We start from the raw sequence: 22,288 nt of genomic DNA, 5'->3' as shown, positions 1-22,288 counted from the left end.
AAGATGTGGATTTCGGGCGAGATCGCGACGACGCGGAGGTCTGCTACCGAGAGAACGGGTCTGGCGAGAAGCCATGAGATGATCAGGATCGACACCAAAGAAGGGCCGATATTCGCAGTTGCGGAGATCCAGGGGATCCCGATAAATCCACTGCAGCCGCCGTTCATGGACCACATTGACCCGATCCGGCGCTGGGAGAGCCAGGCCGAACGCGTTTGGGTGAGACAGCCTTGGATTGCCGAAACAGGAGAGAGTCGCGAGATATTTTACATCGGACCGACGGATACCCGCCCCAAATCTTGGGGCAGGTTTGCAACGCGTGAGGGCGCGGTCGAGTATGTGCTGAACCCGCCTTTGCAGACGGCGCAAGTTAAATTATCTGATGACGAGTTGAACTTCTAAGGGATGAAAACAAACGTATGTTTGCCGAAACCTCAAATTGGTCTCTCCAGAAGCGCAACCGCGGGATTTGCAAGCCTCAAAGCCTTGCCGAAATCACCCGTTCCTCAGGCCCGATGCGGCATATGCCTCTGTCTTTCGTGACTTTTGCGGGGAAAACACTGTAATGCTTCGGATTAGTGATGATGAAGTTGATATCCAGCACTGGCGTGGCCTAAGCGCAAATCTCCAACCGGGCAAAGTTGCCGATCGATACTTGACGGAAGAAGACTGTGAGGAAGTCCTATTCCAAACGATCTGGAAGCTGGGGTATCGATGCCCGAAGTGTGATTTCGAAGGTGACATCTGGATTATTAAGACGCGACGAAAATATGAGTGTCCGAATTGTCGACACCAATACACAGGCAGATCCGTCAGCCGGATGTACGGAAAGCGGGCTTCGTTACTTGGTTGCTTCAAGGGAGCTGAGTTTATTATTGAAACTATGGCGGGCAACAAACCACACATCCAAACGATCAATCGCTTCGCTGAGCTTGTTGGCCTCAGTTATCGCCCCGCCCGCACGCTGCGTTTGGAAATGTTCGAGGAGCTGAAAAAGCCGATGGGTGGCTTTTGGGGTAGCTTGCTTTGCAATGAAGACTTCGACGAATACCTCTACAACGGCGACCGTCTAGAGGATCTCCTGAACTACTATGACTTCGAAGATCCTAAGGACAACTCGCTAAAATTTGGCAAGTAAGCATGATGCTGAATTTCCCTCCGCATCAAGCGGGCGCTCATCTTAGCCTCAGAAGACCCCGTGTTCTCACATGTCTCGCCGCCCTTCTCACACGCCGATCATTTCAGCGCGTGGGCTATAACGAACTAGCCGGCCGCAGCAGTACTGGCAGGCTGGCGTATCGACCTGTTTCAAGTGCATAAAAACCTGCTACGCAACCTGACTCAAGTGAACAACAATAAGCCCGGCAGCACTTCCAAATTCGATTGAGCACTTCTAGCTTTATTGAAACGCACCAAGCCAAAGAGAGATGGCTTGCCTCGTAGAAAGGAAGACAATGTCAAGGAACGGAACGAATAGGCGGAAAGCCGAGCGATCGCTACCTGACTGCTGTCCGCTAGAAAAGCTGAACCAACGGTTGGTGGTTACCTGCGAATCAGGGCCAGATCAGCGTACCTCCTTAGCTTCGTTTTCGAACATTAATGACCGCTCATGTCGCGGAAAAAATTACTAACTGAAAAAGTCAGGATTATTTTCGCATGGTTGGATGGACTGGGCGAAGAGCGGCATGACGCAGCATTTCGCAAACCCATCTCCGAACGGCACAAATCTGACTACTGTGCCATATGCGAAAAATGGATCTACCAGTGCTTTGTAGGGCATTGAATTAAAACAGAAAAAAGTTTTCTCAAGGCGTGGCTTTAGATACCGTTAAGCCCAGCCAACGACGAGAACCAAACACCGGAAAGGAACAACAATGATCTGACCCTAGAATGAGAAGCGCGGCCTGCGCCAACAGACCGCGACTTATCTCAAAAGACCGAAGTCTTCTTATCTCTAACACGAAGCTACCACCTGAGAGCGGTCGTTTCAAGGACATCGGTTTATCCACGCACAAGTGATCCCAACCAACTCATCTTCGGATGGGAACGGGAAAGGCATGTCTTCATCCGGCCCGCATCGGCGCCCAGCGTCTTTTGTGAAGCCGGTTGGACAGCCGCTGGGATCAACCGCCTTCCGGCTTCTCCGGGAGAGCGTTCCCTTTTCTATTTTCGAAAGAAAGAGACGATCATGTCCTATCACTTCTCCTCCGGCGGTATCCGCCTTCCCGCATTCAGCCGTGGCAACCGTAAGACCCAGGTTGGCTCAACCAAGCACTTTACCGGCGGCCTCGTTTTGGGTGATCAGGAAGGCGTGCGCCTTGGCACTGAAAGCCATCTCGAGACCAACGCTGCCCTGGTGTTGGGCTACCGTCCAAACACCTTGGACCTCGTCGAACAGGTTCAGTTTGCATGGTATGATGAACACGGCGAGTTTTTTGACCATTTCATCGACCTCGTTGTCACACGGATCGATGGCACCGTCTGCGGCTACGCCGTTCGTCCGGCGAGCCGGGTCAGCCAAGCTTATGAGTGCAAGCTCGCGCGTATCAAAGAGCAGGCCATTGCCCAGTGTTTTCTGGACGATTTCCGCTTGTTCACCGAAGAGGACGTCTGCCCGGTCGAGTTGCACAATGCGAAGCTGTTCCACTCAGTACGTCGCCCTGATGCTTTCGCCGATCCGGTTGCTCGGGACGTGTTGGCCAATGCGCCCATTGTCACAACGATCGGTGATCTGGTGGATCGAACCCGCCTCGAAGGGATGGGTTTTCGAGCTGTCGCGCGCCTGATCCGTTCCGGCCACCTTCAGATGCTGCGCCACGAGCGCATCGAACGCAGCACCGAAGTGTTGCGAGCACGCATGATCTGATCATCGTCTCTTGAGGTCGGCCCGCTGTGAACCATCCCGCGCGGCCGGCCTCCCCCCCCTCTTTTCTGAGTCCGCCGAGGCGACCCTCGCTTGGGTTGGACCTCTCTATGCCTGGTGAAAGGACACTGAATGACCTGCATTTTGTATAATGCGCCCTGCGCCATTGAGCCGATTGGCGACCAGACTCCTGATTTTGCTGTTGGATTTTTCCGCGCGCGCCACCCGCTGGAGCGCATCAAGTTCGACGCATGGTTCAACGACCTGACAGAGACTCTGCCGACATCACTCTGACCTCTCCAGTCTCTCACTCAGTTCAATCGCCTGCCGACCTAGGCAGGCTGTCCAGCGGCTTCATGCCGCCTGATCCCTTGAAAGGAAATTCCCATGGATCTCTCGTTCACCAACCAAAACGCCCGTTACGCCTTTGGCAAATTTGATCGCGTCACCATTGAAGGCGTAGGTTACCGGCTCCACCAGGAAACAGAAGTCGGCTTTGTGTTCGTCCGCGATGATGAAACGCAACTCGCTCAGCAATTTACTCATCAGGACATGCAGCGGCTCGGAAATGCGCATGCGATCCGGGTTGAGCGTGGATATTTCGATCCGCACTTCGTTGCGAAGCGCCAATTGCAGATGAGCACTGCTCACGGTGGTCTCGTCGGTGGCATCAAGGTTCGGTCGAGCAAGAAAGAAGCGTATTGCCAGGCTGCTCTCGACATGCACGGCGAAGGACTTCTGAAATTCACGGACGAGTCCATCAAGGCAAACATGGCGGCATTGATGGGGCGTGCCATGGAACTTTCCGACAATCTTAACCCGTCGGGGAAGGAGAAGTTGCCAAAAGGAGAAGACTTCAGCGTTCGTCCGTCGCCGCGCACCTTGCGTCGTTGGCTGAGTGCCATGGACAACCTCGGCCGGAGCGGTCTTGTCGACCGGATCGATTGCCGTGGCAACCGATCGAACCGGATGGGCCCGGAAGCGATCGGTCTGATGATGAAAGAGGTGCGCACGTATCTCTCCCCTGAAAAGCCGACAATCAAGCATGTTCATGAGCAGGTGCAAATCAGCTTCCACGATCGCAACGAGCAACGCGCCGCGAATGGACAATCGCCGCTCACAATCCCCAGCCGCGAAACCGTGCGCCGCGCCATCCGTGCGCTTGATCCCTATCAGGTTGAATTGGCCCGCAACGGGGAAGCCGCCGCACGCAAGAAGTTCCGACCGGTTCTGAACGGTGTCACGGTGACGCGGCCTTTGGAGCACGTTGAGATTGACGAGTGGACGGTCGATGTCATGACGCTGATGCAGAGCAGCGGGATTTATGACCTCTTGGAGGATGACGAGAAGCGCTCGCTGGGTCTGTACGTCGAAGGTGATGAAGGCGGATCGGGCAAGGCTAAGCGCAAAAAGTGTGGTCGCTGGACACTGACCGCTGCAATCTGTTGTGCCACGCGCTGCATCGTTGGGATGGTGTTGAGCCGCAATCCCGGAGAGGAAGCGGCTGTTCAGCTTCTGCAGATGATCACGACCAACAAAGGCGCGTGGTCAGATGCTGTGGGCGGCATGACGCCTTGGGACATGCATGGCACGCCTGAACTGATCGTTTTCGACGGCGGCGCGGCCTTCAAGTCGCAGCGGTTTCGCATGTCGGCCAGCGATCTCGGCGTCGCATGGGAAATGGCGATGAACGGTGTGCCTGAGAACCGCGGTATCATCGAGCGGGTGTTCGGAACCTTCGCAAGCGATTTCGCGCCACGACTGACGGGTCACACCTTCAGCAGCATCATCGAGAAAGGTGATGCCGATCCGGAGAAGCGGGCCGTCTTGACCTTGGATGACTTCACCTTCGCCCTGATCCGTTGGGTGACGGACATCTACCACAACACGCCCCACGGTGGGCTGAATGGCGAGACACCCGTCAAGGCGTGGCGTCGCCTTAGCAAGGAGTACGGGGTTCTTCCTCCGCCGGACATGGAGATGATGCGCCTGTGTTTTGGACAGCAGCGTCAGTATCGCCTCGACAAGACCGGGATCACGATCCTCGGGGTAAGCTACCAGGCAGAACACCTGCAGACCTACATGCGCCGCAAGGATCCGCACATGGTCGATGTGCGGTGGCACCCAAAGGACATCGGCACGATTTTGGTTCGATTGGGCAAGGAGTGGTTCGAAGTTCCGGCCCTGGACACTTCCCTGAAAGGGGTAGCTGCACAGACCTGGCTGACGGCCATCCGGCATACCCGTTCGGCCAACCCGACCTCGAACCGCTTGGACAATGTAGCGGTGCGCGAAGCCATCAAGGCCATCAATGATCGCAACGAGCAAGCGAAGCAGGCGTCCAGCCTGAACCTTGAAGACTGGTCCGAGGAGCGCATGGAGCGCGCCGAGCGGGACCTGTTGGCCGGGGTCGAATTCTTCGAGCGCAAGGCGCCTGCTCAGCAGAAGGGTGAACTGGGCCATCATATTCCGTCCACGGAAGAACTGACCGGTGTTCCCATGGATCACAACGCGCCGAAAAAACCGTCTGGCGGTGCGACCGCACCCTCGGATCTGCCTGCGAAGCCAACCAACATCACGATCGAGGAGGACTGATCATGAAAGATTTCGTCAACAAGGAAGCCGCTCTGGACGCAGTCCGCAAACTGCACATCGGGTTGGATTGGGATGCTGAGGCCGCCCTGCACGTCAAGCGGCTCCTCGCACGGGACGGGGAGGGCAATCTCCTCCCCACAGCCCGCTTCTTCACCAAGACTGGGGAGACCCGTGGAATGATGTTGGTAGGGGATCCCGGCAGTGGGAAGTCGCACCTGATGGACCGTACGCTGACCAAGATCCCCGAACTGGCTCCGGCCGATGATGGGGTGCCCCGTGTCATTGCGTGTCCGGTGCCCAGTCCTGCGACCTTCAAGAGCATGACGCTCGCGCTGTTGGAGCGGTCCGGATATCCCGATGCCAACCCGCGTCAGGAAGCATGGTCTCTTTGGCAGCTCTTTCGCCATCGACTGAGCAAGCTGGGCGTCGCAGTGCTTTGGATCGACGAGGCCCAGGATTTGTTCTGCGCAGACCGTAAGGCCATCCTGCGCGCCCTCAAATCGTTGATGCAAGGCGACGATGCTGTCGCCGTCATTCTGTCTGGCACCGAAGATCTTGCACAGGTCATTCGGACCGATCCACAGGTGAAACGTCGGTTCACCGCGATGGTTTTGCCGGAGCTCACCGAGGCGGCGCACGGAGACATGTTCCGCACGGTGATGGCGGATTACTGTGCGCGGGTCGACCTTGAGCCGCCAGTGGAAGCCGACCTTGTTGCACGCGTTTTCCATGGCGCACGGTATCGCTTTGGCCGCGCTGTCGAGCTTTTGCTGGTTGCCATGGAGTTCGCGATTGCCCGCAATGCGGAGCATTTGACGATCGACGACTTTGCCTCCGCCTATGCGATGAACGAGGCATGTCTTGCGTCGCAGAATGTCTTCTATGCGGACAACTATCTGCTCCTCAAACCAGATGCGGATGAGGACGCCGCCGCCTTTTCCAAGCGCCGCTCAGGCAAGGCGCGCACTTGATGAGTATGCTGTTTCCGAAAATCGCGTTCCATACTGGTGAAACGCCGATGTCATGGGCATCGCGGCAGGCGGCCTTCCATACGGGAGGCCGCGTCGTGCCGTTTCTGAACGATCTGGGGATCCCGGCTGCCGATCTTGCGCGTGCCAAGCTTGAGGCGGTCGAGACGCTCTGTGCCAAAGCTGGCGAAGATCCAGCAGGGGTGGTCCACAACAGTATCGTCGCTGTCGGACATCGCCACTTTCAGATGCGCGGCGAAGAGTTCTCAGCAGAGTTCACCACGGGACCCGTGACCCGGTTTTGCCCGCTCTGCATTGCTGAGGACGTCGACGGCTGCGAGCATCCTAGTGAGGCGATGCGCCATCGGGTTCAGTGGCGGCTGGCACCCTATCGGACCTGTCCGAAACACAATCTGCCAATGAGCGACATCCGTATGGGCAAGTGGAGCGACATGCTTCACGAGCTTCAGGCCATGCCGGAAGCACTCGCGGAGCAGCTGGAGGTTGCGAAGACACGTGCCCGGAGAGAGCCGTCTCCTTTGCAGACATATATCGAACGCCGGTTGGCGGGTGAGACTGGCCCTGTCTTTCTGGACGATCAGAGGGTCGACCAAGTCTGCCGTGCCAGTGAAATGCTGGGTGGCCTTTTGCATTACGGACCTAGCAAAAAAGCAACCGACATGACGGAAGACATGTGGGATGCTGCGAGCCGCACTGGTTGGTCATTGTTGGAGGGGGGTCCTGATGCAATTCGGGCCGTTCTGGCCGAAACCCTTACAAGCTGTCTCCGACAGAACGGGCATCCGAGCCCACGCAGCGCATTTGGCATGCTCTACGGGTGGTTGTTCTCCAGCAGATTGACAAAGGATCCCGGGCCAATTCGTGACCTCGTTCGAGATGTTATCATCGAACATGTTCCTCTGGTCCCGGGCCAGATGCTGCTCGGGAAGCCGGTTGCACATCCACGGTTGTCTAGCATCACGTCGATCGCGAAGGCTGAGGGATTGCATTCGAAGACACTGGCCAATGTCTTACGCGTTGCCGGTTTGATTGGGGATGAAGAGGGGCAGAAGAGCGCTCGGAATGTGGTTGCCGATTATGCCAAGGCGAAGGTCCTGATCGACAGGGCAAAGCGCGCGGTACCGGTGACGCAGGTGCCGGATATGCTCTCTGCATCACGTCCAATCGTGGCTGAGTTGATTTCATTAGGACAGCTGAAGAGAATTCAGGACCACGGTCAGCTGCAAAGCAAGCTGGGGAAGTCGATCGACGGACGGTCGGTTCAACGGACGCTCAAGTTCATCGAAGGTGCCGGCCCGCTTGTAGATGAGCCTCCCGAAACCCACGTCAATCTCGCCAAAGCTGCGGAGAAATCTCGGGTTACTTTAAGGGCCATTCTCGAAATGCTGTTTGGCCAATTTCTGCCAAGGGTCTATCGGCTTCAGGGTTGCCAAGGATTCGAAGCGGTCTTGGTTTCACCTGATGAGATCATGGCATGCATCGCAGATCCGCCGCCAGATGCGTCCGATGAGATTCGGTTCTGGATGGGGTGAAGTGGCTTCAGCGGGGTGAAAGCCCAACGATTTACCAAATTGCCGCCTTCGGGCGGCATTTTTTCGAACTTTCGATGGCCATTTGATCTGTGCAAAAGGTCATTTTAGCCGCCAGTGGGCTAAAATTATCCAATGAAATCAGCGCCCAGGAGTGACAGAATGGTCACATTTTGCTATGTCTCCACACATCTGATGTTTGACATAGCATAACGTGTCCATTCCGGTTGGTTTTTTGACCTCTCGGCACAGATCAAATGACCACCGAGAGCGCAGCTTTCGGTGGTTTTATTTTGCAATCAACACGTTACTTATCTTCGACGCATGAGCTGTCTTTAAGCTGACCGCAGCATTGGCCCGTCGTGCCGAGGGCTTGCTATGCGTCGCTGATGTTCCCTAAAAGTTCCTCAGGGTTCCGGAACCTTTCATCACTCATCGCTCAATCGCTTTCGGCGTGGGCGACCTGCGCGGAGACGTCTTCGCGCCTTGAAAGGACTCCACCATGACCCGCGCCACGACGACAATACCGTTTCACAACCTCACCTTCATGGACGACATCGCCAAGCTCCGCGACATCGAGGAGCGTTGGACGAGATTCCTCAAGCGCTTCCGCCGAGAGGCACAAGAGGCTGATCTGGCGGCGGGAAAGATTACGGAGGAAGACCTGGTTCCGCTCTACAACCTGATCGACGAGACTGATCGCCGCCGCATCAAACGCCGTGCCATGCGGCTGCTCGAACGGGCGCATTCCAAGACGGGCATGTATCATCTGAGTGAAGAAAACCGTGCTCGCCTGACGCCCCTGCGCGGGGGCTTGCCGGTCGCGAAAATCACTACCGAGCACGAAGCCGACGAGATCGCCGCGGCCCTGCATGCGGAAATGCCTTGGATGGGCCCCGCGACGGAGGCGGTGTGGCACGGACTGCGCGCATCAGCGCGCGAAGGGCTACCTGGTGTCCGGTTCAATCCGCTGGTGCTGGCCGGCTCACCGGGGATTGGCAAGAGCTTTTGGGCACGACGTTTGGCACATCATCTGAATGTGCCAACGACCAAGATCGAAGCCACAGGAGAACCCGCCGCATTCTCCATCGTCGGTCTGCAAAAGGGCTGGGGCAGCGCATCGCCGGGCAAGCTGGTGCAAACGGTGCTGCGGGACCGTCACGCGGGGCCGCTGATGATCGTGGATGAGGTCGAGAAGGCTGACGAGGTGTATTCGAACAAAGGCTCACGCCATACGCTCACCGATGCTTTGCTGCCGCTGCTGGAACGTATGACGGCCCGCGAATGGCAATGCCCGTTCTTTCAAATACAAATGGACATGTCATGGGTGAACTTTGTCCTGACGGCCAACGGCCGCAAGGGCTTACCAGCGCCGTTTCAAAGCCGCTGCGTCGTTCTGGACCTGCCGGAGCTGACGCCGGAGCAACTTCGTCAATTCGCGATCGCGGAAGGAACACGACGCGGCCTCCCCGAACCTGCGCTGCAGGCCCTGGTCGATGTCTTCGATTGCGGTGCCATCTCAAACGCACGATTGAGCTTGCGGACGGTCAGCCGGATGTTGGACAGGGCGGAGACCTTGGCCCATCGACCGATGCTGAATTGAGGAGGCCGCCATGAAACCCCCGACCATTCCCTTGTCTGGCATTATCTACCCCAGCCTCCGCGCCCGAGCCTGCGCCACCGATATCCACAACGTATCTATCGGATTTCCATGCGAGCTCACTTGTAAGCCCTTGTACTATCGCCATAGGGGCGGTTTGTGTGAATCTCAGTCGGTTAGGAATCGGACCGAACAATGACACATGACACAGCCACCCGCGTGCAAAGCCGCCCAAAATTGATCGCGCTCGACCTGCGGTCGGTCGGTGTAACCGAGAGCCTGGCCGAGTTGCCGCCACAGGAATTTGTGGACACGCTCTTTAACGATGCAATTAGGACCGGGTTGCCGACGATCATGATTGCGGGCGCAGACGATATCATGCCTTCCGATATGGAGGATGTATTCCCTCCCCATGTCACATGCGTGAGAGACCTGAAATCCGCGCTCAACTGCTTATCCACAATCGGGAACATCGGACCAATTCCAGCTGACTTCAGCCGCCAAGCGCGGGATGTACTTTGGATCTCCAATCATGATGGCCCGCCAAGGGTTATTGAGGACGCGCGCCATTGTCCGATGCAAAATGCGACCCAATTGCTGCGGAAGCTGTGCCACCAGTATCGCTACTCAGGGCTGAGAGGGACACCCGCCGAGGCAGAGATGGCGTATACGGTACTGATGCCCCTCGACCTGGAATTGGGGTCGATAGCCGATCCGCATCAGATCTTGTCTCATGGGCGCTTGGTTTTTGACGTTGTCCTAATGGTTGAGGGGCAAGTCGCAATGGCTGGGTTTAAGGTCAAGGCGCTCGAAAAATTGATCGCCGGCTTTGCGCCCATCATCTACAGCATGGACGACGAATTTTGCGACGGCGCAGAAGAGTTGCGCACCACCCTATCGCGACTGCACGAGGGTGGCGCGCGGCACGTCATCGGTGTCTGCAATGGGCAGAAAGATCATGAGGCGCGTCATCCGTTCGAAGACCACGTGCGAAATGCGGGGCTCACATGGCGCCGAATAACATGGAACGATTTAGTTTGATGCGAGGAATTGCACCACCGATTTGAGTCGTTCGGTGCCGAAGATATTTGTTCTGGAAAACATTAGAGTAGGTCGATGAGGTCCAGCCCACCCACTTTGCAAGTACCTTCCAGCGCTGCGGTTGAATACCAAATCCATATACTCGTGCAATAAATCTTGGGTGCAAAGAGCACTGAATGACGATATATGGCTGTTATGCCTATCGATTTCGCTGCTTTATCGCCCTCCGAGTTTGAGGCGCTGTCAGCCGACCTTATCGGTCGGAAGCTGGGGATCCGTTTTGAGCAGTTCGGCGAAGGAGCTGATGGTGGAATAGATGGACGCCACGCGCCTGAGGCAGGAAAGCTGACGATCCTCCAGGCAAAGAGGTACGAGAAATCTGCCATTGCGGCTTTGAGGCGTGAGATGTCGACGGAGCGAGCGAAGATTGATCGTTTGGAGCCAGATCGCTACATCCTGTCGACATCCGTGGCGATGACTCCACAGCGAAAGCAGGACCTCGTGGAGATTTGTGGCCCTGCCATTCGATCTTCGGGCGATATATTTGGTCGCGAGGATCTCGAAGCGTTGCTGCGAGCCCATCCGGACATCGAAGAGGCTCATCCCAAATTGTGGGCTCCTGAGAGCGGGCGCACGCTGAAGCGGATGTTAAATGAAACGCTGGATGAGCGCGAGGGCCGCGTGAAGCCTCCATCTGTCCTGGAAGCGTTGCTTCCGAAGCCGAAAATCGGCGGACAGGTAGAGGAGGAACCACAGCGGGACACCCTGTTCCTCGTCGGAGCACGCCCCGACCACGATCAGTTCATTCTATGGCTCGGTCCAAAACTCGAAGCGCACGGGTATCGCGTTTTTTCCGAGATCCTGACCCTTGAGCCTGGAGACAGATGGCACAAGGAGATTGGCGTGGCGCTAGAGCACCGCGCTGCGAAGGTGCTGGCGGTGGCGGGCGCGGCCACCCGCGCCAACGAGGACGCGATGGATCTGATCGACAGGGCCAAAACGCTTGCCACAAGTCTCGGCGACACTCGCCTGATAATCCCGCTACGAATCGAGAAGGGGGCCAAGATTGATGGCCTCCGCGATTCGACACCTGCCGATTTCGCGCGGGGTTGGGCAGAAGGGCTTTCGAAGCTTCTCGAGACGCTGCGCCGCCAAGGCGTGACGCGCCGGCGTGAGCATATTGCGGTCGCAACTCAATGGGACAGCTTCCGCAAGCGTGGTGCTGTTCCGCTGGTGCGCGAGCCAGAGTCCTTGGCCTCGAATTGGATCCAGATCTTGGAAATGCCCGATGAACTCCACTTCTACGAGGCGACGGGAGCGGTCCAAACCGACGTCCTCAAGAGGCGGGTGCGAGGGCTGTCGTTTCCCGCCGTCGCGCATGAGCGAGGCGTGGTCACCTTCGCTGCACCCCCTGATGTTGAGGAAAGCCTCGGAGGTGTGGCGAAGGTGCGCCTGCGGACCTCTGTGCCGGTTGTGGATGCGGTGGATAAGGGTATGCCCGAGATCGGCGTCGCGGGGCGCGATCTGTCGAACATGCTCACGGGCCTGCTGCGCGACGGATGGGAACGGCACTGCAGGAAGATCGGCATGGTCGCCTACGCGTATTCCAACGGCGATGGTTTCCATGTGTCCCCCAATCAGGTCGGGATCGGTGAACGGGTGCCCTGGGGTCGGCAGGGCGAACGCCGGTCGTCGATGCTGCGCAACATCGCCCGAAAGCATGTCTGGTCCTATGGGGTGACGGCGACCCCTCGGAACTGGCCTTTCTGGCACTTCCGCCTGAAGGCGCGCGTCCTTTTCGCGAAGGACAACGATACGGAGCAGGGCGAACGCATAGATGACCCGAAAAAGATGCATCGCCTTCGCAGATCGGGCTGCAAGGGTTGGCGCAACAAGCAATGGCATGGACGGCTTTTGGCATTCCTTCAGATCATGTCCGGCGATTCGGCCTACATTCGGGTTTCGCTGGCTCCGGGCCTGGACATGCTACTTTCATCTGAGCCCCTTCTCTTCACGTCACCGGTCAGCACAGCTCTTCCTGACGTGGGCGACCCTGATGCCGAAGAGCAGGACGAAAGCACGCTCGGGCGGCCAGCGGCTGACGACGAAGATGCGGAGCCCGAAGGAGACGGTACATGAGGTTTCCCGAGGCAAACTTGATCGTAGATCACTTCGACGAGCCAGAACTCGACTTCTGCCATGACCAGAGGAGCCATCACCCAAAGGATGGCCTTTACCTATATGGACCTCATGACGGTCCAAGGAAGCTTCGAGAGGTTCGAATTGGGGTTGTCGGAACGTCGGACGGCATTGGCCACTTCCGCTCTTGGAGCCGCCGGCTGCTTTCGGGGATACCGGTGCCGCCTCCGGGGCCGACGGAGAAGAAGGACCGTCTTCATCTCGCGGATTTCGCCGGGCTCGAAGAGACATTCGGCATTACTTTCGATCCAGATCGGCTCAGGTCCCTGACGGTCGAGTTCGACGCCATCGAGCGCGCGACCAGGGTGCAGAACATGCACGAGGCCGTCGATGCGGTCGCCCGTATCTACACTGAGCGCGTCCACAAGTTCAGGCGCAACGAGGAGGGTTCGATTGATGTATGGATGTTCGTCGTGCCCGAGATAGTCTACGAGCGCTGCCGTCCGGAATCGAGGCGGACCGGTTTGACCCTGGTCGCAGGAAAAACGCCCAAGAAGCAGCGCGCAAGGTCACCCCAGTCGTTCCTTTTTATGGACGAACGGTTCGATCCGCGCATCGAGGACGTGTTTGACGACATTCCCGACTTCCGTAGGCACATCAAGGCGACTTTGCTCTCGATCGCGCCCTCTCAGATCCTGCGCGAGTCGACCCTTGAGCCGACAGCGTTCCTCAACAGTGCGGGCTATCCGAAGCGAACCACCCAAGACCCTGCGACAGTGGCGTGGAACATCGCGACGGGGCTTTACTATAAGACTCAGGACCGTCCGCCCTGGCGGCTGTCGAACGTGCGCGAAGGAGTATGCTACATCGGGATGGTCTACAAAAACCTCCCAAACAACCGCGATAATCACGTCTGCTGCGCGGCGCAGATGTTTTTGAGTGAAGGCGATGGCGTGGTGTTCCGCGGCGCGAATGGCCCTTGGAAGACCGGCGAGTACGAATACCATCTAAACGCTGACGCCGCGAAAGAACTTCTAGGGACTGTGATAGAAGCGTACCGGGATCTGCACACCGAGTCGCCCAAGGAACTCTTCATCCATGGGCAAGCGTCATTCAACGACGAGGAGTGGCAGGCCTTCTGTCAGGCGGCTCCGAAGGGAACGAACGTCGTCGGTGTACGGATCAGACCTACGGGTGGTGACGCAAAGCTCTTTCGTGCAGGCGACTACCCCGTGATCAGAGGAACGGCTCTAAATTTAGACGAGAAGAACGCCTACCTTTGGACGAGCGGTTACGTCCCGCAGCTAGATACGTATATCGGGCCTGAAACACCTAACCCGCTTATGGTGACAATCTTGCGCTCAAAGCATCAGAAGCCAGAGATGCGGACGGTACTTGCTGACATCATGGGATTGACAAAGATTAACTACAACTCGTGCAATTTCAACGACGGGCTGCCGGTAACAGTGCGCTTTGCGAAGATGGTCGGCGACATACTTGTGATGGGTTCGGCACGGGAGGGCGGACCACAGCCATTCAAATATTATGTCTAGCGTGGCCACTTTGCGGGACAGAGCCGACCTACGTCACCACGATTTGAAAGTCCGCTTATGCTGCAAACAAACATTCGCAGCTTGTTGCGACATCCTCTTGAGACGACATATTTTACAGCCAACCAAAATTAAGCAACCGTCAACACCAACATGACAATGGCCATCCCCATCATCATCAGGTTTTCGGTCAGGCTGACAAAACCGAGCGGCACGTTCGAGTTGCCGCCTACGCAGGCGCATTTCAGCTCCCGCTTGTCGATGTAGACCGCCTTGAACACGCTGACCGCACCGACCGTGGCGATAAAGAGCGCCGCGGGGGCGGCAAGCGGGGTCAGCAGCATACCCGTCATCAGGATACCTGCCCCGGTCTCGACCCACGGATAGATATAGGCGTAGGGCACCCACTGCCGCGCGAGCAGGTCGTAGTTCAGGAACATCGTCGTAAAGCTCTCGATGTCGCGCAGCTTCTGCATCCCCAGCAGGATCATCGACACAGAGATGAACCAACCCAGCGTCTGCCACGAGATTGCGCCGAGAAATCCGATGGAGAGCGCGAGCGCCGTCGCGGCGGCGACTGCGAAAAGATAGATCACCGGAGTATAGGTTGTCGCATCCGGGTCGTAATCGGTAAGCGTCTGGCGCAGGGCATCGTAACCGCCCACACGTTCACCTTCGATCCACACCTGCGGCGTGGTGGGAACGTCGTATTTCTCCCTGAATGCATCAACTTCGGGCCGTTCGCGGAACAGGCGATCATCGACATCGTAGCCCTTTGACTTCAGCAGCCATCGCGCCTTTTGACCCGCCGGACACAGATGGTCCGGCAGCGCCATACGGTAAAGAACGGCCGTCTTTCCGGTTGCGGCGGTCGCGGGGTCGGTCGTTACGTCAGCAACGTCGCGGGTGTCCTTTGGCATGATGTGCCTCCTTCGTCTCAGGGTTCGGTGCGGGGCGTGCCAGCGGGCGCATCCCCGTTGGCCTCGATCTCCGCGATGTAGTGCTGCATTTCGGCGATCTCGCCGCGCTGCGCCTCGATGATCGCATCGGCCAGTTCGCGCACGCGCGGGTCGGAAATGTTCGCCCGCTCGCTCGTCAGGATCGCGATGGAGTGGTGCGGGATCATCGCTTTCATCCACGCGACATCGCCCACCGTATCCTGCGACCTGACGAGGTAGAGACCGGCGGCAAAGGCGATGGCTGCGCCAGCGAAGATCGCAATGTTGGTTTTCCGGTTGGAATACATGCCGAGCATGAAAGCGAGCATGATGATCGCCATCATTCCGCCCATGTAGAGCGCCATCCACATGCGCGTCTGCGAAAAAAAGACGTGATCCAGGACATAGGTGTTGAGGTACATCAGGCCATACATGACTACTGTCGAGGTGCCGATCATCGCGAAGAACCGGCCATAGCCGCTACCTTTACTGCCTTCGCTATCCTGATGCGTGTCTTCCGGAACCATTGTAAGGTCGTCTCGATGAGCCATTGTCTGCCTCCTTAATATACCCATATGGGGTATATAACCAGAATGTCAGCCAAAGGTTCCAAAAAAGGGAGCGCCACCGGATGAAGGCCAACAAGGAAAAGACGCTGGACCGCCTATCGCGGCTTGAAGGACAGGTGCGCGGTGTCGCCAAGATGATCGAGAGCGACCGCTATTGTATGGACATCCTGGCACAGACGGCTGCAATCCGGTCAGCGGTGCTTGGGGTCGAAAAGCTGGTGCTGGAGAACCACGCCAAGCACTGTGTCGAGGCGGCTATCGAGAGCGCCGATCCCGAAGAACAGCGCGCCAAGTTCGACGAGTTGATCGGGCTTTTACAGAAAGCCTCGCGGTAGCTGTTCTCAATCGAGCGTTCGCCCCCGCAAAAGCATAGCGGCGAGCGTCAGTGCCAGCACCACGTCGATCCCGAGGCAGAATGGTCCCCACCACCCCGGCGCGGGGTTGGCAATGACCGATCCGGCGAACACATCGAATATCCCGTGTCCGAGCAGGGCAGCGGCCAGGATCCAGGACGAGGTGCGCGCGCCGATGATTGCCAGAGCCGTAAAGCCCGCCGCAAGGCCGGTATGAACGACGATTTCCAGTGTGTCCCCGGTCTGGATCGCGAAAACCACGTAGAAGGACGCGATGGCCACCATGATAGTGGCCCAGGTGCCGCGCTGATGCATCACGCCGCCGATTGCCATGAGCGCAACCGTTGCACCGCCGAGACCGACCCCGGCCAGAAGGGGAAACCAGGACGTCACGCAACCTCGAACCAGCCCATCATGCCCGCTTCCTGATGCGAGAGCATGTGACAATGCAGCATCCACTGTCCCGGATTGTCCGCGACGAACGCGATTTCCAGCGTTTCGTCCGCACCGATCAGAACGGTATCGCGCACGTCGCCCGGCGTGTTCAGGGCACCGCTGCGGGTCAGAACCTCGAAGTGATGGCCGTGCAGGTGGATGGCGTGCGGGAACATGGAGCGGTTGGTCATTTCTAGATGCACCGTCCGGCCAAGGGCCGCGCGGAACATCGGCGCGTCCATCCCGTGCGCCACGCCGTTGAAAGCCCATGCCATGCCGTTCGAGGCCAGCTCGCGGAAGTCCATGACCTCGCCCTGGTATCGGGTTTCGAGCATCCCGCGCATCGCCCCGCCTTCCATCAGCAGCACCTCGCGCCGCGGATCGGATAAATCTGGGACCGGAAGTGTGCTCCATGCGGGGAGCGGCCGCACTTCACCCTCAATAGGTGCAAGTGGTTCACCTGTCGCAACGAAGGCCGCGACATCGACCCATTCCTCATTGCCCGGATCGAGAAGCAAGGCAATCTGGACATCCGGGTCCAGAGGCATGTCGATGACCACATCCGCGCGCTGCGCCGGTCCGAGCAGGATCGTTTCAACAGCACGCGGGGGAACCGGGTGCCCGTCCAGCGCCATCAGACGCGGCGAGAGACCCGGCAAGGCTAGCGGCATGACCCGTGCTGTCGCGGTGTTGATGATCCGCAACCGCACGCGCTCGCCCGGTCGCATGTCCAGATCGGGATAGGCCCTGCCATTGACCGTAACCGTGTTGCCCATTCTTCCGTCATGGGCAGCGGCATGAAGATCGTCCCAGCGATCCTCGACAATCGCGGCGTCCCCCTCGAGCAGCCAATCATCCAGAACCAGCGTCAGCTCGCGTGTCGCGGCCCCCGGCTCGCCGAGCCACGGTTCCCGGTCTTCCACGATCAAGGGACCAGCAAGCCCGCGCGCTACCTGTTCAAACCCCCGGTCGTGGGAGTGATACCAGTAGGTGCCGGGATCGGGGGCCAGGAAGTCATAGTCGAACGTCTCGCCCGGTGGCACCGGAGCCTGCGTCAGGGGGGCCGCCCCGTCCATCGCGTTTTCGATGCGGATTCCGTGCCAATGCACGGCGGTCGGTTGCGGCAGATCGTTGACGAGCTGATGCCGGATGCGCTCACCGGCCGTGACGCGGATTTCCGGGCCGGGGATGATGCCCGCGCCCTTTGTCGCGTAGGCCCAGACCGGCGTGGCCCGATACCCAGCAGGGGCAAGCTGCGCCGTGGACGGCGCGGCCCGCAGGACCGGCAGAGCAGTATCAGCAAATGTCATTCGAGGGAGAAAAGCCGTTCCGCCAAGAGCAGCAACGCCGGTCAGGAATGTGCGTCGTGAGATATGTGTCATCTTCGGTTTTCCAGTCACAGGTTCACCGGGGGCGTGGTGATCGAAGTGAGAGTGGCCGTCGCCAGCAGGATCAGGGCGACAGCGATGATTTCCATGCGGATCGAGCGGCGCAGGTTAGTGGAAGCCGTCGGATCGCCGGAGGCGAGAGCCGGCACGAGCCGGAGCTTGTTATTTGCGGCCAGCCCCAAAAGCCCGGTGACGACGATGATCTTGGCAATCAGCGTCCAGCCATAGGCGGTCCCGAACAAGCCGCCGAACGAGCCGATCATCAGCCATGCGAAGGTCAGGCCAGCGAGAATGAGAACCGCCACTGTTCCGCTGGCAATGATGCCGAAGCGGTGCAGCAGGACCGTGCCGCCGGTCAGTCCCGCCGCGCGATGCAAGGGTGCGAGAGCGCCGATCCAGAAGGCCCCGGCCAGCAGATGCACACCAACAAGCACCGCGAGAAGCCAGCGCGGATCGCCCAGGGAATGGCCGACCAGCGTGTAGGACACAGCCACCAGCAGTGCGCCCAGAAGGCTTGCCGTCAGGCCGATGGTCCCCTCGATCAGCACAGCGAGGATCAGCAACTCACCCGCCCCGCGCCAGAGCGCCGCCGTCCCGAGAGGGCTGTCCCAGACGAGGCCCAGCATCATGGGATCGACAGCACCTTCGAAACCCATGCCGGAAATACGGGCAGACCGAATGCCGAAGCGGAGCGCCAACACCGCCAGACCGAGAATCGCCGCCCCCACGGCAAGTTGCCGGGCGACGCGCAGCACGTCACCCGGTGCAGACCGAAAGACCGCGACGAATAGCGGCCCGCCCATTGCAACGAGCGCCGCCGCATATCCGGCGGCTTTCGCGAGGATCGCCAGAAGCGCCCAACCGTCTATGGGGGACAGCCCGTCCACCAGTCAGTCGGCGACCGTGAAGTCGAAACTGCCCTGCATCGGGTGGCCATCAGAAGACAGGCCACGCCAATCGACCGTGTAGGCTCCGCCTGGCATATCTTCGGGCGGCATGGCCCGAAACTCCGTCACTGGATCAAGGCCGGTTTCGCGGGTGATTTCCATCTCGCCGTCCGGCCCCGTGAGGCTGATCGCAGTGACACGCATTGGATCATCGAAGCGCAGCTCGATGACCTCGACCGTCTCAACCGTTGCCTCTTTCGCCGGTGTCGTGTCTTCGGCCTTCGAATGGGCCAGCGCGGCTGCCGCGGTTGCCAGTATGGCCGCGAGGGCCAGAATTATCTGCTTCATTGTCTGTTCTCCATTTCGTCGTGGCGTGCGCGCATGTCCGCAGGCCATGTCGATTTGATGTAGCTGAGCACTGCGATGATCTCGTCGTCGGTCAGAACGCTCTCATAGACGGGCATGTTGGACTCGTAGTCGGGATCGCCGATCAGAGCGCCGGTTCCGTACTTGGTCAGACGGAAGAGCGTGTCGCCGTCATGGTGCCATGTATGTCCGGTTTCATCGTGGGGCGGTGCGGGAAACCGCCCGTCGGGGCCGGGCGAGCGCCAGTTCGGCTGACCTTCGAGGCTCATGCCGTGGCAGGAGGCGCAGTTCTCGGAGTAGATCGTCTGTCCAAGGGCCACCACGTCCGGGTCGGACGGCATAAGCACGGTCCGGGCCGGTGCCGAGGCGCCCCACCCGAAGGTGAGGGCAGCGGCTCCCGCAAGAACCACTACCCCCAGACCGAGCGCGACCGTCCGGTTCACAGACCGGCCTGGTAGAAGACCTCGCCCTCACCGGCGTCGCCACCGAAGGCCAGCACGTCATACCGCGCGGTCAGATCATCCCCCATGCCGGGAGAGCCGCCGGGCATTCCGGGGACCGCGATCCCGTCAATCTCGGGGCGTTCTTCGAGCAGCTTGGCGAGGGCCGGGAACGGGACATGGCCTTCGACCACATAGCCGTCGATCACCGCAGTATGGCACGACCACATCGTGCCGGGCACATCGTTTTCCAGCTTCACACTGGTCACATCGCGCGTGTCCGTGACCTCGATGTCGTAGCCTTCCTCGCGGGCCAAGGCGACCCAGGCACCGCAACAGCCGCAGGTCGGGCTTTTGGTCACGTGCATCGTGCCATGATCGGCCATGCTGGAATGGTCATCCGCATGGGCCATACCGACTGCGCCGAAGGAGGCGAGGCCAAGCGAAAGGGCGGCGGCAGGGGTGAAGGCGAGTAGTGTTTTGTTCGGTTTCATGTCTTTTCCTCTCGACAGAAATACGCACGGGCTCTGCCCGTTCTGGTGTGATTGCAACGAAGGGACCGCGACACGGGGGACGCGGCTGGCATCACGCCGCGCGTGGCGGATCGAGAGGGCCGGACGGCTCGATGCCCGTCAACAACAGACTCGCGGCGGTGAAGACATCCTCGCAGGTCACGGGGGCATCGTCGTGTTGGCCCGCACCGGGAAGCAGTGCGGGAAGCGCATGGCAGGTTGGGGAGCGTTCGGTGCTTTCCGAACAGCAGACGGGCTGATCGTTGATCATGTTATCCATCGCCGCGTGGCTATGCTCGGGAGCAGGCATATGGCCCGCGTCCATCGCCCCGGAGACCGAAGCGGACAGCGCAACCAAGACGACAAGAAGTAGCCGGATCAAACCCATGCCACATACCTACATGGGGTATGCGGATATTTGCAAGCCGCAACCCGCGATACATCCTGTCGCGGGCATCAATGGGCGTGCGCGTTTTCCCCCAGGGCCATCATCAGGTGGTGTTCGCGGTGATGGTCCTGGCTCGCCATCAGGCCGAAGAAGCCTAGTCCCGTGATCCGGGCGACAACGCCGGGATCATCGCTGGTGACGCGCAGCTCGACGCCGTTTTCGACTTCGGCTGCGTCCACTGTCCAGCGGTCATCTCGCGCAAGTTGCACGGCATGGGCCGGAACCATGCGCCGCAGCGTGGCAATCGTTTCCGCATCGCCCGTCGCCATCATCAACAACCCATCCGGCAGGTCTGTTTCCGTCGCCACAGCATCCGACACCAGCCGGTCCATATCGACCAGATGCGCCCGCAGCCCCGCGAGATCGACCCGAGACCAATCGGTTTCAGGATCGGCTTCCAGCACACGCACCACTTCGGAGAGCGCCGCGAATGCGCCCTGACCCGGTTCGGTTAATGTCAAGCTGCCAGCGTGGCCTTCCCGGCCATGCGCCGCATGATCCATCGGCTCACCGTGATCCGAGTTTGCTGTCTGTGCCAATGCAATGGCTGCGCCGCCCAAAATGGCCGTTGCGGCTAAGATCACCTTTCTTCGCATTCTCATTCCTCGCTGGAGCCTCCATCAAACCCTACCGAATGCGCTTGAAAGCGCGTATGATTTCTATCATGTCCGGCTGGCAGCATATATTCGACAACGCGCCTCAGCGTGCCCTTGAGCAAGGAGAGACCCTGTTCCGACGGGAGGATCGGGTCAGCCGCATGTATCTGGTCCGCAAAGGCGCGGTCGCGCTGGAACGTCCGATGAAAGACGGAACCTCACTTACCTTACATATCGCGACGGCGGGCGCTGCGCTGGCCGAGGCGTCCCTGTTAGCTGAAACCTACCATTGCGATGCGGTTGCGCGAACGCGTGCCGAGGTGGCAACCATACTCCGTGCCGACTTTCTGTCGGCTTTGTGCGATCAACCGAATGCGGCCCTGAGCCTCGTCGAAACCCACGCCCGAGAAGTCCAGACACAGCGCGCGCGCGTCGAGATACTGCGTTTGCGGCGCGTCTCCGACAGGCTGGACGCTTGGCTTGACCTTCACGGAGAGCCGGAGAAAGGCGAGTGGATCAAGGTCGCGGAACAGATCGGCGTGTCACCACCGGCGCTTTATCGCGAGTTGGCGCGGCGACGGTAACTCATGACATTTGAGAAGTTTCGCCAGGCAGGTCGTGCGCACCGATACAGAGCCGGTGATCCCCCAGAACCTCGATGACGCGGCACTTCCCGGCATGGCCCGGATCATCCGCGTCAGCCATCCGCACCAGCTCTTCGCGAAGCTGCGCGAGGATGGACAGCCGCCGGTCCACCGCCGCGAGCTGCTTGCGCGCGATCTCATGGGCGGGGGCGCAGGCCTCTGACGGTGCTTCTGCCAATGCCATCAAATCGGAGATGTCATCGAGACCAAAGCCCAGTTCCCGCGCGTGACGCAGGAAGGCAAGCCGTTCGAGCGCCGCTTCGTCGTATCGCCGCTGCCCGCCTGTTGTGCGCGCGGGCGACGGGATCAGACCCCGGCTTTCGTAGTAGCGGATCGTGGTGACCTTCACGCCCGTCCGGCGCGACATCTGCCCGATGGAATATTCTTTCATGTCGCCCCTTGAACC

Annotated in this window: 24 protein-coding genes; 13 read left to right on the top strand and 11 right to left on the bottom strand. The window is 59.2% G+C overall.

What is annotated here, in order from left to right; all coding sequences use genetic code 11:
- Window positions 1–78 precede the first annotated feature (78 nt).
- The 11 genes from BWR18_RS12650 to BWR18_RS12605 all read left to right on the top strand — a co-directional run bounded on the left by BWR18_RS12650 (window position 79) and on the right by BWR18_RS12605 (window position 14,309).
- Window positions 79–402 (top strand): hypothetical protein, encoded by a 324-nt coding sequence (locus BWR18_RS12650; RefSeq protein ID WP_157598752.1) that lies wholly within the window; start codon window positions 79–81, stop codon window positions 400–402.
- Between the two features lie 163 nt (window positions 403–565).
- On the top strand, window positions 566–1,138 hold the full coding sequence (locus tag BWR18_RS12645; protein WP_076628708.1) for a transposase: 573 nt from the start codon (window positions 566–568) through the stop codon (window positions 1,136–1,138).
- 1,050 nt (window positions 1,139–2,188) lie between these two features.
- Window positions 2,189–2,866 (top strand): hypothetical protein, encoded by a 678-nt coding sequence (locus BWR18_RS12640; protein ID WP_076628706.1) that lies wholly within the window; start codon window positions 2,189–2,191, stop codon window positions 2,864–2,866.
- Between the two features lie 129 nt (window positions 2,867–2,995).
- On the top strand, window positions 2,996–3,157 hold the full coding sequence (locus tag BWR18_RS21680; protein ID WP_157598750.1) for a hypothetical protein: 162 nt from the start codon (window positions 2,996–2,998) through the stop codon (window positions 3,155–3,157).
- A gap of 93 nt (window positions 3,158–3,250) precedes the next feature.
- Complete coding sequence (locus BWR18_RS12635; protein ID WP_076628704.1) at window positions 3,251–5,458, top strand: Mu transposase C-terminal domain-containing protein; 2,208 nt, start codon at window positions 3,251–3,253, stop codon at window positions 5,456–5,458.
- 2 nt (window positions 5,459–5,460) lie between these two features.
- Entirely contained in the window at window positions 5,461–6,429 is a 969-nt protein-coding gene (locus tag BWR18_RS12630; RefSeq protein WP_076628702.1) for a TniB family NTP-binding protein, read from the top strand.
- Window positions 6,429–7,979, top strand: coding sequence for a TniQ family protein (locus tag BWR18_RS12625; RefSeq protein ID WP_076628700.1), 1,551 nt, complete (start codon window positions 6,429–6,431; stop codon window positions 7,977–7,979). The genes BWR18_RS12630 and BWR18_RS12625 overlap by 1 nt, the downstream gene beginning before the upstream one ends.
- A gap of 499 nt (window positions 7,980–8,478) precedes the next feature.
- Window positions 8,479–9,579, top strand: a complete 1,101-nt coding sequence (locus BWR18_RS12620; protein ID WP_076628699.1) for an AAA family ATPase — start codon at window positions 8,479–8,481, stop codon at window positions 9,577–9,579.
- Window positions 9,580–9,771: 192 nt separating this feature from the next.
- Window positions 9,772–10,617, top strand: a complete 846-nt coding sequence (locus BWR18_RS12615; RefSeq protein WP_076628697.1) for a hypothetical protein — start codon at window positions 9,772–9,774, stop codon at window positions 10,615–10,617.
- 195 nt (window positions 10,618–10,812) lie between these two features.
- A complete protein-coding gene (locus BWR18_RS12610; RefSeq protein ID WP_076630301.1) occupies window positions 10,813–12,756 on the top strand; it encodes a TIR domain-containing protein in 1,944 nt (647 codons plus the stop codon).
- Window positions 12,753–14,309: an argonaute/piwi family protein gene (locus BWR18_RS12605; RefSeq protein WP_076628695.1), complete on the top strand. Its 1,557-nt coding sequence runs from the start codon at window positions 12,753–12,755 to the stop codon at window positions 14,307–14,309. The genes BWR18_RS12610 and BWR18_RS12605 overlap by 4 nt, the downstream gene beginning before the upstream one ends.
- Before the next feature lie 128 nt (window positions 14,310–14,437).
- Here the strand turns inward: BWR18_RS12605 and BWR18_RS12600 are convergent, their stop codons facing one another.
- Complete coding sequence (locus tag BWR18_RS12600) at window positions 14,438–15,226, bottom strand: MauE/DoxX family redox-associated membrane protein (protein ID WP_083957702.1); 789 nt, start codon at window positions 15,224–15,226, stop codon at window positions 14,438–14,440.
- A gap of 17 nt (window positions 15,227–15,243) precedes the next feature.
- Entirely contained in the window at window positions 15,244–15,795 is a 552-nt protein-coding gene (locus tag BWR18_RS12595) for a DUF305 domain-containing protein (RefSeq protein WP_254684857.1), read from the bottom strand.
- 80 nt (window positions 15,796–15,875) lie between these two features.
- Here BWR18_RS12595 and BWR18_RS12590 point away from each other — a divergent pair, with 80 nt between their 5' ends.
- Window positions 15,876–16,148 (top strand): metal-sensitive transcriptional regulator, encoded by a 273-nt coding sequence (locus BWR18_RS12590; protein ID WP_076628691.1) that lies wholly within the window; start codon window positions 15,876–15,878, stop codon window positions 16,146–16,148.
- Between the two features lie 6 nt (window positions 16,149–16,154).
- On the opposite strand, the gene BWR18_RS12585 is transcribed toward BWR18_RS12590, so the two are convergent.
- The 8 genes from BWR18_RS12585 to BWR18_RS12550 form a co-directional block, all read right to left on the bottom strand.
- Window positions 16,155–16,559 (bottom strand): hypothetical protein, encoded by a 405-nt coding sequence (locus tag BWR18_RS12585; protein ID WP_076628690.1) that lies wholly within the window; start codon window positions 16,557–16,559, stop codon window positions 16,155–16,157.
- Window positions 16,556–17,911, bottom strand: coding sequence for a multicopper oxidase family protein (locus tag BWR18_RS12580; protein ID WP_254684856.1), 1,356 nt, complete (start codon window positions 17,909–17,911; stop codon window positions 16,556–16,558). Before BWR18_RS12580 ends, BWR18_RS12585 begins: the two co-directional genes overlap by 4 nt.
- An 86-nt stretch (window positions 17,912–17,997) precedes the next feature.
- On the bottom strand, window positions 17,998–18,876 hold the full coding sequence (locus BWR18_RS12575; RefSeq protein ID WP_076628686.1) for a copper resistance D family protein: 879 nt from the start codon (window positions 18,874–18,876) through the stop codon (window positions 17,998–18,000).
- Window positions 18,877–18,879: 3 nt separating this feature from the next.
- Complete coding sequence (locus BWR18_RS12570) at window positions 18,880–19,224, bottom strand: copper resistance CopC family protein (protein ID WP_076628685.1); 345 nt, start codon at window positions 19,222–19,224, stop codon at window positions 18,880–18,882.
- Window positions 19,221–19,685, bottom strand: a complete 465-nt coding sequence (locus tag BWR18_RS12565; protein ID WP_254684855.1) for a c-type cytochrome — start codon at window positions 19,683–19,685, stop codon at window positions 19,221–19,223. The genes BWR18_RS12570 and BWR18_RS12565 overlap by 4 nt, the downstream gene beginning before the upstream one ends.
- Window positions 19,682–20,176: a DUF411 domain-containing protein gene (locus BWR18_RS12560; protein ID WP_076628683.1), complete on the bottom strand. Its 495-nt coding sequence runs from the start codon at window positions 20,174–20,176 to the stop codon at window positions 19,682–19,684. The genes BWR18_RS12565 and BWR18_RS12560 overlap by 4 nt, the downstream gene beginning before the upstream one ends.
- 91 nt (window positions 20,177–20,267) lie before the next feature.
- A complete protein-coding gene (locus BWR18_RS12555; protein ID WP_076628681.1) occupies window positions 20,268–20,582 on the bottom strand; it encodes a hypothetical protein in 315 nt (104 codons plus the stop codon).
- A 68-nt stretch (window positions 20,583–20,650) separates the two neighbouring features.
- Entirely contained in the window at window positions 20,651–21,226 is a 576-nt protein-coding gene (locus tag BWR18_RS12550; protein WP_254684854.1) for a hypothetical protein, read from the bottom strand.
- Between the two features lie 80 nt (window positions 21,227–21,306).
- Between BWR18_RS12550 and BWR18_RS12545 the strand changes: the two genes are divergently transcribed.
- The gene (locus BWR18_RS12545) at window positions 21,307–21,822 is read left to right on the top strand and encodes a Crp/Fnr family transcriptional regulator (RefSeq protein ID WP_172839382.1); all 516 of its coding nucleotides are present in this window, start codon (window positions 21,307–21,309) and stop codon (window positions 21,820–21,822) included.
- A 1-nt stretch (window position 21,823) separates the two neighbouring features.
- Here the strand turns inward: BWR18_RS12545 and BWR18_RS12540 are convergent, their stop codons facing one another.
- On the bottom strand, window positions 21,824–22,273 hold the full coding sequence (locus BWR18_RS12540) for a MerR family transcriptional regulator (protein WP_076628679.1): 450 nt from the start codon (window positions 22,271–22,273) through the stop codon (window positions 21,824–21,826).
- Window positions 22,274–22,288 lie beyond the last annotated feature (15 nt).

This window comes from Tateyamaria omphalii (assembly GCF_001969365.1).
Taxonomy (GTDB): Bacteria; Pseudomonadota; Alphaproteobacteria; order Rhodobacterales; family Rhodobacteraceae; genus Tateyamaria; species Tateyamaria omphalii_A.
Note: the sequence above shows the minus strand (reverse complement) of the source record. Positions and strands in the feature narration are given on the sequence as shown.